Genomic DNA, 16,689 nt, shown 5'->3' on the forward strand with positions numbered 1-16,689 from the left:
TATATGATGCTGATTGAAAGTTTACGTGCAAAAGTAGCCCGATGGCCTTATGCGCTGATCTCAGTTTTAGCAGCGGTTTCGGCCTTCGGAACGTATACTTCCATGTATGCTTTCCGTAAGGCATTTGCAGCGGCAACTTTCACAGGTCATGAGTATTTTCATGTTGATTATAAAGTTTGGCTGGTTATAGCTCAGGTTATAGGCTATATGAGCAGCAAATTTTACGGCATAAAGTTTATAGCCGAAGTTAACAACAAAACCCGCGCCCGTTATATTTTAATCCTGATCGGGATTGCCTGGGCGGCGCTGCTGGCCTTTGCTTTTGTACCGGCCCCATGGAATATCGTGTTTCTTTTTATCAACGGTTTTCCGCTGGGCCTTATCTGGGGACTGGTTTTTGGTTATTTGGAAGGCCGCCGCTCAACAGAGTTCATGGCCTCGGTATTGTCCATCAGCCTCATTTTTGCCTCGGGTTTTGTAAAAACAACCGGGCGAACTTTAATAACCTGTTTCCATGTAAACGAATACTATATGCCTTTTTTAACAGGGGCGGTATTTGCGTTGCCGCTGTTATTTTTTGTAGGCTGTATGGAGCTTATCCCTGCCCCTACCGCTGAAGATAAACGTCTGCGTTCGGAACGTACACCGATGAATGCAGCAGAGCGTAAACAATTCGTCATCCGTTTCTTGCCGGGTATTATCCTCACGCTCATTGTTTATGTATTACTCACCATTATGCGCGATGTGCGCGATAATTTTGAAGTAGAGATCTGGGCCAGCCTGGGCATTAAGGATAACAGCATTTTTACTACTACCGATATTAAAATTTCGCTGGTGGTATTAGTAGCTATGAGTTTACTTATCCTGGTGCGCAAAAACCTACGTGCTTTTAGCATTATCCATTTAATGATCATTGCCGGCTGTGTGCTGGTGGGTATATCAACCATCATGTTTACCATTCAAATGGTAAGTCCAACCTTATGGATGACCCTGGTAGGCCTTGGCTTATACATGGGCTACGTTCCTTACAATGCTATATTTTTTGAGCGGATGATAGCATCGTTCCACTATAAAAGCAATGTGGGCTTTATCATGTACATTGCCGATTCGATGGGTTACCTTGGCAGTGTGAGCGTCTTATTAGTGAAAGAACTGGGGCGTCCCTCAATAAGCTGGGGAACCTTTTTTCGGGAAGGCGCAATGACTGTAGCCATTGTTGGCGGAATTTGCGGCATTTTATCGCTCATTTACTTTTTGCAAAGCGCTGCCCGTGATAAAAAAAAGATAATTGCGGGTGAAACCAATGAGCAAATAAATTTTCAAGCCATAAGTCCGCAGTCATGAGTCTAAATTAAAAAATGACCAATGGCCCAATGACCTAATAAATAATATAATGAGCGAAAACAATAACTCAAAAAACTCCCCCTTTAGGGGGCAGGGGGGCACTGCTATAATCATAGGCGCAGGCATAGTAGGTTTAGCTACTGCCCGCGCTTTGGCCATTCGTGGTTATAAGGTAACCGTGTTTGAGCGTAACGAACGCGCGGTAGGCGCGTCTATCCGCAATTTTGGTATGGTGTGGCCTATAGGCCAGGCTACCGGTCCAATGTTTGAACGCGCCATGCTATCAAAAAGCATCTGGAAAACGGTTTGCACCGAGGCCAAGATCTGGCATAATGAGGTTGGATCATTACACCTTGCTTACCATGATGATGAGCTGCAGGTGATTGAAGAATATGTAGATGTAAACAAGCAATACCGCGATTGCGCTGTGCTAACTCCTGGTGAAGCTGTTTCAAAATCACCTGCCATTAATACTGATGGCTTAAAAGGCGCTTTGTGGAGCGGCGAGGAAATGATTGTTGAATCGCGGGTAGCAATCGGGCAGGTAGCAGCATATCTTGCCGAAAAATTTGGCGTGGAGTTTCACTGGAATACAGCTATCAGCCGTATCCAACATCCCAAAGTTAGTTCGGGCGTCCAAAGTTGGGAAGCCGACGAGATCTATGTTTGCAGCGGCGCCGATTTTGAAACTTTATATCCTGAACTATTCGCGCAAACACAGATCACCAAATGCAAACTCCAAATGATGCGCCTGGTTACCCAACCCGATGAATGGCGCATCGGCCCATCGCTATGTGGTGGCTTGTCTATGATCCATTACCCGGGTTTCCAGGCCGCAGCTTCATTGCCTGCTTTGCGTAAACGCTATGAAGAACAGTATGCTACCCATCTGAAATGGGGCATCCATGTTATGGTATCACAAAACGGCAGCGGCGAGCTTACTATAGGCGATTCGCACGAATATGGTTTGGTTCATGACCCGTTTGATAAGGAATTTATTAATAATTTGATAATTGAATACTTACATACATTCGCCAATTTTAAAGATTGGAAAATGCTGCAGTCATGGCACGGCATCTATCCTAAAATGACCAACGGCGCGTATGAGCTTATTGTTGATATTGAGCCCGGGGTAACCCTCATCAATGGCCTCGGCGGTAACGGCATGACCCTGTCATTTGGCTTGTGCGAGCAGGAGATCGCCAGGCGGAAGGACGGTTAGTTTTTTAGACCATAGTCCATGGTCGATAGTCCATGGATTGAAAAAACTGCATATCTTGGTTTTTCAATAAGCCAACCATGGCTTATTGGCTATAACTATTGACAAAAACAATAACCAGGTCTATGAACTTTCGACCATAGACTAAAAACAAGAAAACCATGGTCTATGGACTATCGACCATGGACTAAAAATAAAACTATGTCTGATTCAAGAAGAGATTTTCTTAAAAAAGCAGCCTTATTAACCAGTGCAGCCGGCCTCGCCAGTATTTTACCCCAATCTATTCAAAAAGCAATGGCCATTAACCCGGCACCAGGGAGCACTTACCTGGATGCCGAGCACATTGTGATCCTGATGCAGGAAAACCGCTCGTTTGATCATACCTACGGGATGCTGAAGGGGGTACGTGGTTATAATGACCCACGCGCTATTGATTTGCCCAATAAAAACAAGGTTTGGCTGCAATCGAACAAAAAAGGCGAAACGTATGCCCCTTTCCACCTTGATATCAAGAATACCAAAGCAACCTGGATGAGCTCGTTGCCGCATTCATGGAGCAACCAGGTTAATGCTCGTAACGACGGCAAATTTGACCAATGGCTTAACGTTAAGCGTAACGGTATTAAGGAATATTCCAACATGCCTTTAACTATGGGTTTCCACAATCGCGAGGATATCCCGTTTTACTATGCCCTGGCCGATGCCTTTACCGTTTGCGATCAGAACTTTTGCTCATCCCTGACAGGTACAAATCCAAACAGGCTATATTTCTGGAGCGGCACTATCCGTGCTGAGCAGCATGAAAACTCCCTTGCACACGTTTGGAACGATGACATGGATTATGGTACCCTCAACTGGGCTACCTTCCCCGAGCGTTTGGAAGATCATAATATATCATGGAAACATTACCAGAACGAGATTGCCATTGATACCGGTTTACAGGGTGAAGAAGATCCATGGTTATCAAATTTCCAGGATAACCCGCTGGAATTTTTTGGCCAGTACAACATCAAACTTTACGATAAACACATCGCCCATTTGCAAAAAAAATCAACTGTTTTGCCTGATGAAATAGCAGCCCTTGAAAAACAAATTGCTGCTTTGCCTACCGGCGATGCACATATAGATCATTTACAAAAGCAGCTTAAACAAAAACAACGCGACCTGGACAACATCAAAAAGGATATGGCAAACCTTGATCCGGGGAAATTTGCAAGCCTGTCGCAGCGCGAAAAAAACCTTCACCAGAAAGGTTTCGTAACCAATACCAATGATCCGCACTATCGTACTTTAAGTCCGCTGAAATATAATGACGAAGGCACCGAACGCGAAGTTTTAGTACCTAAAGGAGATGTATTACACCAGTTCCGTGCCGATGTAAAAGGAGGTCAATTACCTACCGTAAGCTGGCTATCGGCGCCCGAGCATTTTTCTGACCATCCAAGCTCGGCCTGGTACGGTGCATGGTACGTATCTGAAGTACTGGACATCCTTACCCAAAATCCCGAAGTTTGGAAAAAGACTGTTTTCATTTTAGCTTATGATGAAAATGATGGCTACTTTGACCACATCCCTCCTTTCACCGCGCCTAATCCGCATAAACCGGGGACCGGCAAGGTATCAGCAGGTATCGACCCAAGCGTTGAATTCGTTACTTTAGAACAGGAAAAAGCGCGCAATAACTTCCCGGAAGTATTTGATCGTGAAAGCCCGATCGGTTTAGGCTTCCGTGTGCCGTTGGTAATTGCTTCACCATGGAGCCGCGGCGGCTGGGTAAATTCAGAAGTGTTTGACCATACTTCAACCCTGCAATTTTTAGAGAACTTTTTAAGCCACAAAACCGGTAAAAAAGTAACCGAGCCTAATATCAGCCAATGGCGCCGTACAGTTTGCGGTGATCTTTCGAGCGTTTTCCGCCCATATAACGGCGAGAAGATCGAGAACCCTGAGTTTGTTGCAAGGGAAGCATTTTTGGAGAGCATTCACAAAGCCCAGTTTAAGAAACTGCCATCAGATTATAAGTTGCTTACCGCCGATGAAATTGCGCAGATCAATAAAGATCCGCATTCATCCCCATATATGCCCCAACAGGAAAAAGGCATTAAACCTTCATCGGCACTGCCCTACCAGCTTTATGCCGATGGTAAATTAAGCGCTGATAAAAAATCGTTTGAGATCAAATTTACTGCGAGTAACAAAGCCTTTGGTGCAAAAGCGTTGGGCTCACCATTTAACGTGTATGTCCCCGGCAAATATGCTACGATGAATGATCCGCAGAAAATGGAAGACCTGCGTACCTGGGCCTATACCGTTAAAGCCGGCGATACCCTGGCAGATGTATGGCCGCTGCATGAATTTGAAAACGGCGAATATCATTTACGCACCTATGGCCCTAACGGCTTTTTCCGCGAGTACCGGGGTAATACTACCGATCCGCTGGTTGATGTTGTTTGCGAATACGAACAGGTTGCCGGTAAGTTAACAGGTAACATCTCCCTGAAAATAACAAATCATACAAGTAAGGCCCAAACTATTACGGTAACAGATCATGGCTACAAAACTCCCGATCATAAAGTTGCTGTAAAGGCAGGCTCAGGCGCAACCATTGCATTAAACTTAAGCAAAAGCCATAACTGGTATGATTTCAGTACAAAAGTTGACGGCTTTGATAAATTCGGTAAACGCTTTGCAGGTCGGGTTGAAACAGGTAAATCAAGCTTCAGCGATCCGTTAATGGGAAAAGCATTAGCATAATATTTAAACTTACTAAAAAGTAAAAAAGCCAGACTGCTCAGTCTGGCTTTTTGCATTTTAAGCCTTCCATTTCTTTTTGGATCTTGAAAGCTGTTAAAAATAAAAAAATGTAGAGGCGCATAATTGTGTCTCCCCGGAGGACAAGTCGATTTAAAAGTGCTCCAATCGCCGTAAATTGCAAGCGGGAGACGCAATTATGCGGCTCTACATTCGAAAAAAATTTAAACAATCTTTCAGAAACGGTTCAGATAAAACTTCTTTTAGTCGCCAGTAGCTCCGGTTTTATGAATTGCCGATGACATTGATTTTGTAACCCATTATTGCACTTTTTAAAACAACAGTATACATTTGCGTAATCAGTTACATAATTAGTTACTTATTAATATGGAGTTTTTTAATAAAGTGGGTAAGATGGCCATAGGTAGCAGGTTGAGGATGCTTACCGAAACTATCAGCGAAGACGCGGCACGCATTTACAAGTTATATGATATCGACTTTCAGCCTAAATGGTTCCCGGTTTTTTATGTATTGCAGGATGGTGCCGAATTTACCATTACAGCTATTGCCAAAGAGATCGGCCACTCGCACCCTTCTGTAAGTAAGATCATTGCCGAAATGGTGAAGAACGGTTTTGTTATTGAGAAAAAGGATAAGGCTGATGGCAGGCGCAACATGGTAAGCCTGTCGGCTAAAGGGATTGAGGTTGGAAAAAAAATCCAGGACCAGTATGCAGATGTAACCAATGCCGTTGAAGAACTTTTATCCCAGGCAAACCATGACCTATGGAAGGCTATTGAAGAATGGGAATACCTGCTGGAACAAAAATCATTGTTGCGCCGGGTACAGGCACATCAAAAAATAAGGGAGAGCAATAAGGTACACATCGTGCCTTATGAACCTAAATATGCTCGGGCTTTTAAAGCATTGAATGAAGAATGGATCTCCCAATATTTCAAAATGGAAGAAGCCGATTACAAGGCCCTTGATAACGCCGACGGTTATATCATCAACAACGGAGGCCATATATTGGTGGCCCTTTATAATGATGAACCCGTTGGTGTATGTGCCCTTTTAAAAATGGATGATCCTGATTATGACTATGAGCTTGCTAAAATGGCGGTTTCTCCAAAAGCAAGGGGTAAAAACATAGGCTTTTTACTTGGGCAGGCCATTGTTGAAAAGGCAAAATCGCTTGGTGCCCATAAACTATACCTGGAGAGCAATACCATTTTAAAACCGGCCATCAGCCTGTATCATAAGCTGGGTTTTGTAAAAGTTGCAGGCAGACCTTCGCCATATGAACGTGCCAATATCCAAATGGAGCTTGAACTGAAATAAATAGCCGAACAAACACCTTTAATTAAAGACGTTCCGTTTTGCCTCCATTAATAAATATTTTAACTATTGTATAACAATTGTGAATAAATTCAACAAACAGTTTATAGTATTTTTTGTTTCTTGCAATTGAAACTTAAACACTATATCTATATGAAACATAAAAAACTCCTGCTCCCTACACTAATATTATCTTTGAAAAACTTCAAAAAACATCTTATCATTTGTCTGGGTATCTGCCTATTTTGCAGCACTGCTGTACAAGCCCAGTTTGGCGGTTTTGGGAAAGCCATATTGGATAAAGGAGCCGATATGGTATCGGGCGGCAGCCTTAATAAATTGCTGAAACAGCCGCAGGCCATTACCACCAGCTTTAATGACGTTAACAAGACAGGCTCCAAGCCACCATCGTTTATGGAAGGGCAGGTAGCCGAGCCTTTATACCTTTTGCCAAAAGCACCCGGGGGCGGTTTTAAGCTTTGCGCCGGTTTTTATGAAATGACCAGCAAAAGCTATTGTCTGCATGCTGGTACTCGTGGCCCCAGTACAGGCGATGGGTATATGCTTGCCCCGGTGCTTGGGCCCAAGCGCGATGTGGTGATACTGATATTAAAACATGCTGAAACTCATCCCGAGGTTGACCAGCATAGCATCCAGATATTATTATGGTCGATTATTGCACGCACCAGGTTTGTTGATATGGGATCCGATATTAAGCTTACCGCGACCAGGCTGCTATCAGCTAATGAACTGTTAATGCTGGAAGGCGGTGCGCTGGGTGTATTGCCCGCCAGTGTAATGGATAAAGCCAAAAGCCAATTGCCGCCTGCGGTTCAAAGTGTTTTTGAGGCCGAAAACAATATCCGCCGATTAGCTGCCTCTGGTAATTCATCTTACGAAGAGATGGAAAAGTATGCCATGTTAGCCGGTTTGGCTCCGGCGCCTGATCCGGCGGTACCGTCAGGCATATGGTCATTGCACCCTGATGGATATTACATCCGGTTTTATCCGCATAGCTATTCAAAAACCACTGTACAGATCTACGTGCCGAAAGAACTCCTCAGCACAAAACCCGGTTTGGTTTACGACGGGCCTAATGGCATTGCCTGTCCGGCCAATGTGGGTTCGCAGCGCCTGGCTCAAACCAATGAACCGCTAAATCCTGATTATAATCAAAAATTAAAAACGATCTGTAATCAATAGATAGGGAAAGGTTAAAGGGAAAAGGCGAAAGGTTTTGTTACTTTTCGCCTTTTTTTGCTGGAGACCAATGCTTTATTCTTAAACAACCGGCGGATGAAAAGACTTCCCTGATGGTTACCCGCAATAACGTGGTGTAGAGACAACAGAACAGTCAAATACAACATTCACACTTAATTGAGATCTTTATGCTGAAACTCGGGTTTCAACAAGCTATTCATGGCCTTACGCAACTTCATTACCTTAGGTACTGAAACATGGCTGATATACGGGCTATTCATATGCAACCGGTAATATCCCTGGTGATAGTTTTCGGCAGGATATAATACTTTAAACGGAACAACCTGTGTAACGATAGGACTGCTGTAATGATGTGTAGCGTTAACTTTAGCTATTACACTTTCTAAAGTTTTCTTTTCTTCCGGTGTACGGTAAAAAGCTACTGAGCGGTAGTCGTCGCCCACATCCGGGCCCTGCCTGTCTACAGTGGTAGGATCGTGTGCATAAAAAAAAGCTTCGGCTAAAGCAGCATAGCTTATTTCAGCAGGGTTGTAGTATACCTGTACTGATTCGGCATGACCGGTATTTTTACCGCAAACATCCTCGTACGATGGATTTTTAGTTGTGCCGCCGGCATACCCGGCTACTACTTTATTAACACCCTTCAATTCATACAAACCTTCCGAAAGGCTCCAGAAACAACCACCGGCAAAAGTGGCAACCTTTTCGCCCGCCTTTGGGGCAGGCAGGCTTGCAAAACCGTTTCCGCCGGTCTGCGCATCGGCACAGCCAAACAATATCAGCAGGCCAAGCAGGCATACATTTAACTTTTTTGTTAACATGATATTTTTAATTTAAATAGTTTAATTATTTAGCCGGAATAAACTTAAAAGCATATGAGTCCATGCAATAGCGCTTGCCCGTAGGTGCAGGCCCATCATTAAAAACATGGCCGAGATGCAAACCGGTGCTGGCTTCAACTACCTCTTCGCGCACCATCCCATATGATGTATCCTTAACAATTTTGATCGCATTTGGATCTATAGGTTTAAAGAAACTTGGCCAGCCTGTACCCGATTCAAACTTGGCATCCGAACTAAATAACGGTTTGCCGGTAGCCGCGCTCACATATATCCCTTTTTCATGATTGTTCCAGTAAGGGTTATGAAAGGGCTGCTCAGTCCCTCTATTTACCAATATCTCATACGCCTCGGGCGTTAATACCTGTTTCCAATAGCTCGCCGGCTTAGCCTGCGGATATGTTTTGGTGTCAACAGTTTTATCGGCATGTGGAGTGCTTTGACTGCACGCGTTAAGGGCCAATAATATCAATGGTATAATAAACAAATTTATCTTTTTCATACCCTCTTTGTCGTAGATATACGAAGAACCTTACAGGCAGGTGAAAGTTATTCAGTCATTTAATTGTCTGAATTTATTATAGATAGCGTTGCCCTAAACTGCGTATTAAATACCCTACGTAAAAACACGTCATATAACTCTTTTTATTGTAGATCGGCTATCCTTATTTGCAACCCGGGAGAACGCGCATAGTCCGTTGTTACCTTTCAACCTCCAATAGCCGCCAAATTTCCGGTCCGAAAAAATAAAAAACCTCGTAAGGATTCCCTCTCCTGCCCGACTAATGCACAAATCAAAACATCAATTTAACACGGGCTATAAACTTTTACACAAACCATTACCACCACATTGAGTTATGCAAAGCCAAAACAGCACCCATCTTAACCTTGATAAAAGCACCGGGCCCCGTGTCTGGGTAGCGCGACATGCCGACTATCTTTACAGCTATGCCCTTGCCCGCGTTAACGATGGCGAGTTAGCCCGCGATCTTGTACAGGAAACCTTTTTAGCTGCGCTCGAACGTTTAAAAAAATTTGAGGGTAAAAGCACCGAACGTACATGGCTTACCGCCATACTCAAAAACAAGATTATTGATGTTTACCGCAAAAAAGCATCCTCTTTTGTTAAAGAACCTGCGGTAACATTCGCCGAATATGAAACAGACGATTTTTTTGAACCTGATGCCCATAACTGGAAACCAGATCACCGCCCCGCAGAATTTGGTATGGAGCAAACCGACCACCTTGAAAGCAAAGAATTTGAGCTGATACTGCAACGATGTTTAAAAAAAATGCCATCGCTCTGGTTCTCGGTTTTTACGATGAAACACCTCGATGATGAGCCCGCCGATACCATCTGCAACCACCTTAGAATATCACCTTCCAACTTTTGGGTAATTATTCACCGCGCTAAATTAAGCCTGAGAGAGTGCCTTCAAAAAAATTGGATTTAAACTAATAGAATATGGACGAATTAACCAAAATAGCCTACAACTGCAAAAAGGCTACTTACCTGATCGAGAAGCAGCATATAGGAGAGATCACCCTGCGCGAAAAACTGGAATTAAAGATCCACCTGGCAGGGTGCCGCGTTTGCAGGATATTTCAGCAACAAAGTACCGCCATTAATCGCATGATCAAAAACATGTTCCATCAGTCTGTTGCCGGAAACATCAAGCTTGATGACAAATTTAAAGATGAATTGCAACACATGATAGATGAACAACTGGAAAAGTAAAACCTATAGATAAAAACTATACTTCAAAACCCGCGATATAGCAAAATCTCAAAAGCAGGCATGAACGATAAGAGTCCGCTTCTCACCTGCTATGCCTCAGGCAATATCAATCGCTTTTTGATCACCCGCCTCAGGTGTTCGCTGTGAGTATCGCCCCACTGGCCGAGCTCATTAATGATGGGCATTATTGATTTCCCTAAATCTGTTAAATAATATTCTACTTTAGGCGGCTGCTGATTATATACTGTTTTGGCCACCAGTTCGTCATCCTCTAATTGATTTAGCTGGATATTCAACACCCGGCGGGATGCTTCCGGGATATTTTTTTGTAATTGCCCCGGCCTGCTGATTCCCTGCGATATGTAATACAACAAATGGATCTTCCATTTGCCAAATACCACCTCACGTATCAGGTCAAGCCCGCATTCTTCCTGTATAGGTAATTTCCTTTCATACATAATAATTCCGTTTTGGTATTATTTAAACTGCCAATTTCGGCGGCTACAGGGATAAATTTATCCGTATTGAATCATTTTTCCGTACTTGACCCGGCTACGATACATCCTGAACTTTGTGCGGTCAAATAAACAAAAAAGAGAGTAAAATGATTGCAAAGGTAAATTTCAATATCGATCCAAATGAATTTAATGGTAAAAAGATCCTGGTTACAGCCGGAACAAAAGGTGCAGGCAAAGCCATTTTTGAGCGCTTGCTTAAAGGTGGCGCCAATATCGTAACTACGGCCCGTGTGCAGCCAACGGATATTACCTCCCAACACTTTATCCAGGCCGACCTGAGCACAAAAACCGGTACTGATAAAGTGATCAGCGAAACCCTTAAGCGTTTAGGCGGTATCGACATCCTGATCAACAACCTTGGAGGCTCTGAATCGCCGGCAGGCGGAGTTATGGTGCTAAGTGATGAAGACTGGGAAGCAGCCCTGCAAACCAATTTATTAGCGGCTGTTAGGTTAGACAGAGGATTGCTGCCAACCATGCTTAATCAAAAACAAGGGGTGATAGTGCACATTTCGTCCATACAACGTAAAATGCCGCTTTTCGAGGCAACATTACCATACGCAGCAGCAAAAGCAGCCCTGAGTAATTATAGCAAAGGCATTTCAAAGGAGCTTGCACCAAGAGGTGTGCGGGTTAATTCGGTAGCGCCAGGTTTTATCAATACCGGCGGGGCACAGGGTATGATTGACAACCTGGCCTCACAAAACGGCGGTGACAAAGAAGCAGCACTAAAAACCATTATGGATTCGTTAGGGGGCATCCCCATGGGCCGCCCGGCAGAGCCTGAAGAAGTTGCCGAACTGGTAGCCTTCCTGGTATCAGACCGTGCTGCTTATTTAAACGGAAGCGAATTTACTATAGATGGAGGCACTATCCCTGTTGTATAATCCATTAACTTATTTACAATAGCGGATAATTTTTATCCGCTATTTTTTTACAATTGAAACCCCTATCCCTTGCATACTAAAACCTAAGCTCAAACGTATTTATGCTAATCACACCGGGGTTAAAATTTTTAATCCAAAGTAGCGTAATGCCTGCTGGTTACGTAAAGTTAAAATATCAGTTTACTACCAATATTTTATTTTATGAAAACAGTTCAGCAAAAATTAACAAGGCGGGCAGGCATTATCGGGATGGTGTGTTTGCTGGCAACAACACTCAGCTCGTGTTTAAAAGATCACAACAACTACGTTCAGCCGCCGGTGGCACTTGTTTCGGTCATCAATGCCTCACCCGATTCTGATCCGGTTGATTTTTATCTTGAGCCCAACAGGGCCAATAATTTCCCAATTCGTTACGGTCATGGTATAGATTATATTAATGCCTACCCAGGTAAAAGAACAGCAACCTTTTATGTTTCGGGCACAAAGCAAAAAGTTGCAGACGATACCATCACCCTCGTAGCTAAAAAACTTTACTCGGTATACCTTGCCAACACAGCAGGTAAACGCGATGTAATTTTTGTTGCCGATTCTATTATTCAGCCGGCCGCCGGGATGGCCAGTATCCGTTTGGCAAACCTCAGTGCCGATGCCGGTACGGTTGACCTGGTTACTTCAAAAGATTCGGTTCTGGCATCAAACAAAGCATACAAGCAGGTATCTGATTTTGTGACTATTAAAGGCAATGTTACCTACACGCTTAACATTCGTCAAAAAGGCACTACTACGGTATTAGCCAGCCTTACTAACGTTAACCTTCGGGCGGGTTCTGTATATACCGTGTGGCTGCAGGGTATTAAAGTAGCAACCGACGATAAAAAACTAAGTGCAGATATTCAAACCAACGTTTACTATTATTAAATAACCTATACCTGTGTTGTAAGGCCCGGCCATTGTGCCGGGTTTTATTTTTTGTAGATCAACCTACAGGTTAACAATTTCATAATATAAACTTCGCCATATTTAAACCTTACCATTATACATTTAACCCGGTTAATGTTTTTTTGATAAACCTCAAATTTCCGGAAAAGATGGATGAGCGTGTAGTGATCATTGTGCCGGCCCGCATGGCATCAAGTCGTTTATATGGCAAAGTAATGCTGCCTATATTGGGTAAAAGTTTATTGGCCCGCATGGTTGAGCGGTTGGATATGATCCAGCACCAGGCCAGCATTGTCATTGCCACCTCGGAAGGTATTGAAGACGATGTTATAGCAAGAGAGGCTGAAAACCTTAACATTCCCTGCTATCGCGGCAGCCTTGGCAACTTGTTGGACAGGCATTACCAGGCGGCCAAATTTTTCAACGCCGATGTAGTGGTAAAAATCCCTTCCGACTGCCCGCTGATCGATCCGCGGATCATTGATAACGTGCTTGAATATTTTTTCAGCAACAGGCAAAAGTTTGACTATGTAAGCAACCTGTACCCGGCCACCTATCCCGATGGCAACGACGTAGAAGTGATGACCCTGGCCTGCCTCAAACAAGCCTGGGAAAATGCCGGTCGCCCTCATGATCTGGAGCATACCTCGCCCTACATCTATGAAAATCCGCTTATTTTTAACATCGGCAACGTAACCTGGGAAACCGGCCTGGATTATTCTATGTCGCATCGTTTTGCGCTTGATCACCCCGAGGATTTTTATTTCATCGAGCGTGTATTTAAAGAGCTGTACCCGGTTTGTAACCGTTTTTCATGCCAGGATATCCTTAACCTGCTGAAACTAAAACCCGAGATCTACGAAATAAACGCCCGCTATAACAGCACCAACTGGTACAACAAACACCTGAACGAAGTAAAGCCCGAGTTTGCTATGGCTTGAGGGTAGAGATTAGAGGCTGGTGATTGGAGATTAGTCCAGGCTACCCGCTGCTATCTAATGCAAATTTAACGTCAGAAATATGCCGGCGTTAATTGATATCAGGCAATCCTCAAATCAAGTATATCAAGGTACCTTATCAGCGAAATCAACGTAATCATTTTAAAAATCAACGGTTATCTTTGCCGTATGCTGATATCGCCATCCACTCTACGCGCATTTACCGAAAATATATTCAAAGCTATTGGCTGCAGCCATGAACATGCGGTTTTAGCAGCCGACGTGTTGCTTAAATCAGATCTCCGTGGTATCGACTCGCATGGCGTAGCCCGCCTGAGCGGTTATGTACGCCTGTGGGAGAAGAAACGCATTAATCCTACGCCCAACATCCGGATAGTGCATGAAACGCCAACAACAGCCACGGTAGATGGCGATGCAGGCCTTGGTTTAGTAGTAGCTCCGTTTGCCATGGAGGTAGCCATTAAAAAAGCTGAGCTATACGGATCGGGTTGGGTATCAGTACGTAACTCCAACCATTTTGGTATTGCTGGTTATCATGCGTTAATGGCTGTGGAGAAAAATATGATCGGCTTTGCCATGACCAATGCCAGTCCACTGGTTGCTCCTACCTTTTCTAATGAACGGCTTTTAGGTACCAACCCAATGTGTTATGCTTTTCCGGCAGGAAAATATCCCCCGGTAATTGTTGATATGGCAACTTCAGCAGCAGCCAATGGAAAACTGGAAATAGCTCAGCGCTTAGGCAAGCAGGTTCCCGAAGGCTGGATCCAGGATAAAGAAGGCAACTATACTACCGATCCGCATGCGCTAAAGACCGGCGGTTCCCTCCTGCCCCTCGGCAGCGACCGCGACCATGGCAGTAATAAAGGCTTTGGTTTAAGTGCAACAGTTGATATATTATCCGCGGTACTATCGGGAGCCAATTACGGTCCATGGGTACCGCCGTTCGTGGCCTTTCTTGATCCGCCGAATGATCCCGTTGGCGCGGGTATAGGGCATTTTTTAGGTGCTATGCGCGTGGATGGCTTCCGTCCTGTTGATGAGTTTAAAGATCATTTAGATAACTGGGTGGAGCGGTTTAAATCTTCAAGCACAGTTGATCCGTCACAAAAGGTCATTATCCCTGGTGAGCCGGAACTTGAAGCAGAAGCCGACAGGATGGCAAACGGCATTCCTTTGGTTGATGCGGTTGTAGAAGATTTGAATAAACTGGCGGAGAGGTTCAATATTAGCCCGCTGCCGCGGGTTTAGCGCAGCGTAACCCGTGGTCAGCATAATGTAAGCTTCCAGCTTACGGAAATTCAGCTGAAAACTGAAACTATGGTAAACCACAGGTTGAAAGCCCGCGGCAGTGATTTTATTAAAGTGAAAAGCCTGTTTTGCTCCTCAAAACAGGCTTTTCACTTTAATTCCCCCTACAGGGGGTTAGGGGGCTAATGGATCAGATTAAACAGCCTGCTCCAGCGGATCTTGTGGATGAACGATGCATTGTCGTCAACACTCATCCAAATGAACAGTGCTTTACCCACAATATGATCTTCAGGAACAAAGCCCCAGAAACGTGAATCTTCCGAGTTATGACGGTTATCGCCCATCATAAAATAGTAGTTGAGTTTAAAGGTATAGCTATCAGCTTTTTTTCCATTGATGAGAATGTCTTTACCGTTCACTTCAACCTTGTTGCCTTCATATACGGCAATCGCACGACCGTAGATCGGGAAGGTTAAACTATCCAGCTTTACTGTCCAGCCCTTTTTAGGTACAATGACAGGCCCGAAGTTGTCTACATTCCATTTATAGTCGGGAGTGTTAGCTCCTATTTTGTAGTTGGAGAAAATGGCAGGGTAAACCGGGTTCATCGGATCAGACGCCCCCGGCGGGGTTAACCGTGGTGTAACTGACTTGATGTTTGAATATCCCCTCAGTGCCTTTGCCGATTCTTCGGTGGTATTGGTAATAAACTCAGTATTATTTACTGATGAAATATCCGACAAATGCAAATCTGTTGCTATCTGCGGGTTAAGCTCGTTTCCATCTGTTTTAACATCATAGGTGATCTCGCCTTTTGGTGGTGTAACAGCAGCTTTCCCATTTATAAATACCTGGGCCTTAACTACACTCAGCGTATCGCCCGGGGTACCCTGGCAGCGTTTGATATAGTTTTCGCGTTTATCAACCGGCCTGAAATAAGGCGAATCGGCATCCATAGGATAATTGAACACTACCACATCACCTTTTTTAATATCACTTAAACCCGGCAGACGATAGTACGGCAGTTCGATACCATCCCAATAGGCTTTGGTATTGATAAGCGGCATGGTATGGTGTGCGAAAGGGAATGCAACAGGCGTCATGGGTAAACGCGCTCCATAGTTCACTTTGCTTACAAACAGGTAATCGCCAATAAGCAATGAACTCTCCATGGAAGCACTGGGGATCACATAAGCCTCGATAAACAGCGTGCGGATCAGTGTGGCAGCAATTACCGCAAAAATGATGGCATCAGCCCACTCACGTGCCTGGGTTTTCTTAAGTGCCCGCTTGTACTTCTCCCTGAATTCCGGGCTTGCAGATTGGCCCAAATATTTGGTATCCTTATCAAAACCCCATTTTGGGAAATAGATGAACTGCAGCACAATGCCGGCGCAATGCTCTGCAAACGTGAACTTACCGTATGATTTAATAAAATCGATAGTTATACCCAAGGCAACAAGAAAGCCCAAACCGGGTATCAGCAATAATATAAACCACCAGCCCGGCCTGCCGCTCAGTTTGATCATGACGTATAAATTGTACAAGGGCACTATAGCTTCCCAACCCGGCCGGCCGGCTTTTTCGAATAATTTCCATAAGCCTATATAGGGCAATATGATTAAAACAATAAATGTTATTACAAATCCTAAAACGTTCACTTTGGTATTTTTATATTTTCA

The 16,689-nt window shown here is 44.1% G+C and carries 15 protein-coding genes; 11 read left to right on the plus strand and 4 right to left on the minus strand.

Annotated elements, in window-relative coordinates; all coding sequences use genetic code 11:
- Positions 1-3: 3 nt before the first annotated feature.
- The 5 genes from BLP33_RS13980 to BLP33_RS14000 all read left to right on the plus strand — a co-directional run bounded on the left by BLP33_RS13980 (position 4) and on the right by BLP33_RS14000 (position 7,858).
- Positions 4-1,344 (plus strand): DUF5690 family protein, encoded by a 1,341-nt coding sequence (locus tag BLP33_RS13980; protein ID WP_090529384.1) that lies wholly within the window; start codon positions 4-6, stop codon positions 1,342-1,344.
- A 49-nt stretch (positions 1,345-1,393) separates the two neighbouring features.
- On the plus strand, positions 1,394-2,566 hold the full coding sequence (locus BLP33_RS13985; protein WP_090529387.1) for a TIGR03364 family FAD-dependent oxidoreductase: 1,173 nt from the start codon (positions 1,394-1,396) through the stop codon (positions 2,564-2,566).
- Between the two features lie 198 nt (positions 2,567-2,764).
- Positions 2,765-5,320 (plus strand): phosphocholine-specific phospholipase C, encoded by a 2,556-nt coding sequence (locus tag BLP33_RS13990; RefSeq protein WP_090529390.1) that lies wholly within the window; start codon positions 2,765-2,767, stop codon positions 5,318-5,320.
- 384 nt (positions 5,321-5,704) lie between these two features.
- On the plus strand, positions 5,705-6,658 hold the full coding sequence (locus BLP33_RS13995) for a bifunctional helix-turn-helix transcriptional regulator/GNAT family N-acetyltransferase (RefSeq protein WP_090529393.1): 954 nt from the start codon (positions 5,705-5,707) through the stop codon (positions 6,656-6,658).
- A 150-nt stretch (positions 6,659-6,808) separates the two neighbouring features.
- Complete coding sequence (locus tag BLP33_RS14000) at positions 6,809-7,858, plus strand: hypothetical protein (protein ID WP_090529397.1); 1,050 nt, start codon at positions 6,809-6,811, stop codon at positions 7,856-7,858.
- A 170-nt stretch (positions 7,859-8,028) separates the two neighbouring features.
- Here BLP33_RS14000 and msrA read toward each other — a convergent pair whose 3' ends face one another.
- Positions 8,029-8,697, minus strand: coding sequence for a peptide-methionine (S)-S-oxide reductase MsrA (gene msrA, locus BLP33_RS14005; protein WP_090529400.1), 669 nt, complete (start codon positions 8,695-8,697; stop codon positions 8,029-8,031).
- 25 nt (positions 8,698-8,722) lie between these two features.
- Positions 8,723-9,217 (minus strand): peptide-methionine (R)-S-oxide reductase MsrB, encoded by a 495-nt coding sequence (gene msrB / locus BLP33_RS14010; RefSeq protein ID WP_090529403.1) that lies wholly within the window; start codon positions 9,215-9,217, stop codon positions 8,723-8,725.
- Between the two features lie 355 nt (positions 9,218-9,572).
- Here msrB and BLP33_RS14015 point away from each other — a divergent pair, with 355 nt between their 5' ends.
- Complete coding sequence (locus tag BLP33_RS14015; protein WP_090529406.1) at positions 9,573-10,169, plus strand: sigma-70 family RNA polymerase sigma factor; 597 nt, start codon at positions 9,573-9,575, stop codon at positions 10,167-10,169.
- Positions 10,170-10,180: 11 nt separating this feature from the next.
- A complete protein-coding gene (locus BLP33_RS14020; protein ID WP_090529409.1) occupies positions 10,181-10,453 on the plus strand; it encodes a hypothetical protein in 273 nt (90 codons plus the stop codon).
- A gap of 89 nt (positions 10,454-10,542) precedes the next feature.
- Here the strand turns inward: BLP33_RS14020 and BLP33_RS14025 are convergent, their stop codons facing one another.
- Positions 10,543-10,911, minus strand: a complete 369-nt coding sequence (locus tag BLP33_RS14025; protein WP_090529412.1) for a winged helix-turn-helix transcriptional regulator — start codon at positions 10,909-10,911, stop codon at positions 10,543-10,545.
- Between the two features lie 146 nt (positions 10,912-11,057).
- Here BLP33_RS14025 and BLP33_RS14030 point away from each other — a divergent pair, with 146 nt between their 5' ends.
- From BLP33_RS14030 to BLP33_RS14045, 4 genes are all read left to right on the plus strand, one after another.
- Positions 11,058-11,858, plus strand: coding sequence for an SDR family oxidoreductase (locus BLP33_RS14030; protein ID WP_090529415.1), 801 nt, complete (start codon positions 11,058-11,060; stop codon positions 11,856-11,858).
- Between the two features lie 201 nt (positions 11,859-12,059).
- Positions 12,060-12,776 (plus strand): DUF4397 domain-containing protein, encoded by a 717-nt coding sequence (locus tag BLP33_RS14035; RefSeq protein WP_090529419.1) that lies wholly within the window; start codon positions 12,060-12,062, stop codon positions 12,774-12,776.
- 143 nt (positions 12,777-12,919) lie between these two features.
- On the plus strand, positions 12,920-13,738 hold the full coding sequence (locus BLP33_RS14040) for a glycosyltransferase family protein (protein WP_254780133.1): 819 nt from the start codon (positions 12,920-12,922) through the stop codon (positions 13,736-13,738).
- A 186-nt stretch (positions 13,739-13,924) separates the two neighbouring features.
- Positions 13,925-15,007: an Ldh family oxidoreductase gene (locus BLP33_RS14045; RefSeq protein WP_090529425.1), complete on the plus strand. Its 1,083-nt coding sequence runs from the start codon at positions 13,925-13,927 to the stop codon at positions 15,005-15,007.
- A 182-nt stretch (positions 15,008-15,189) separates the two neighbouring features.
- On the opposite strand, the gene lepB is transcribed toward BLP33_RS14045, so the two are convergent.
- Complete coding sequence (gene lepB / locus BLP33_RS14050; protein ID WP_256382332.1) at positions 15,190-16,668, minus strand: signal peptidase I; 1,479 nt, start codon at positions 16,666-16,668, stop codon at positions 15,190-15,192.
- Positions 16,669-16,689 lie beyond the last annotated feature (21 nt).

The organism is Mucilaginibacter sp. NFR10, from assembly GCF_900100445.1.
GTDB lineage: Bacteria > Bacteroidota > Bacteroidia > Sphingobacteriales > Sphingobacteriaceae > Mucilaginibacter > Mucilaginibacter rubeus.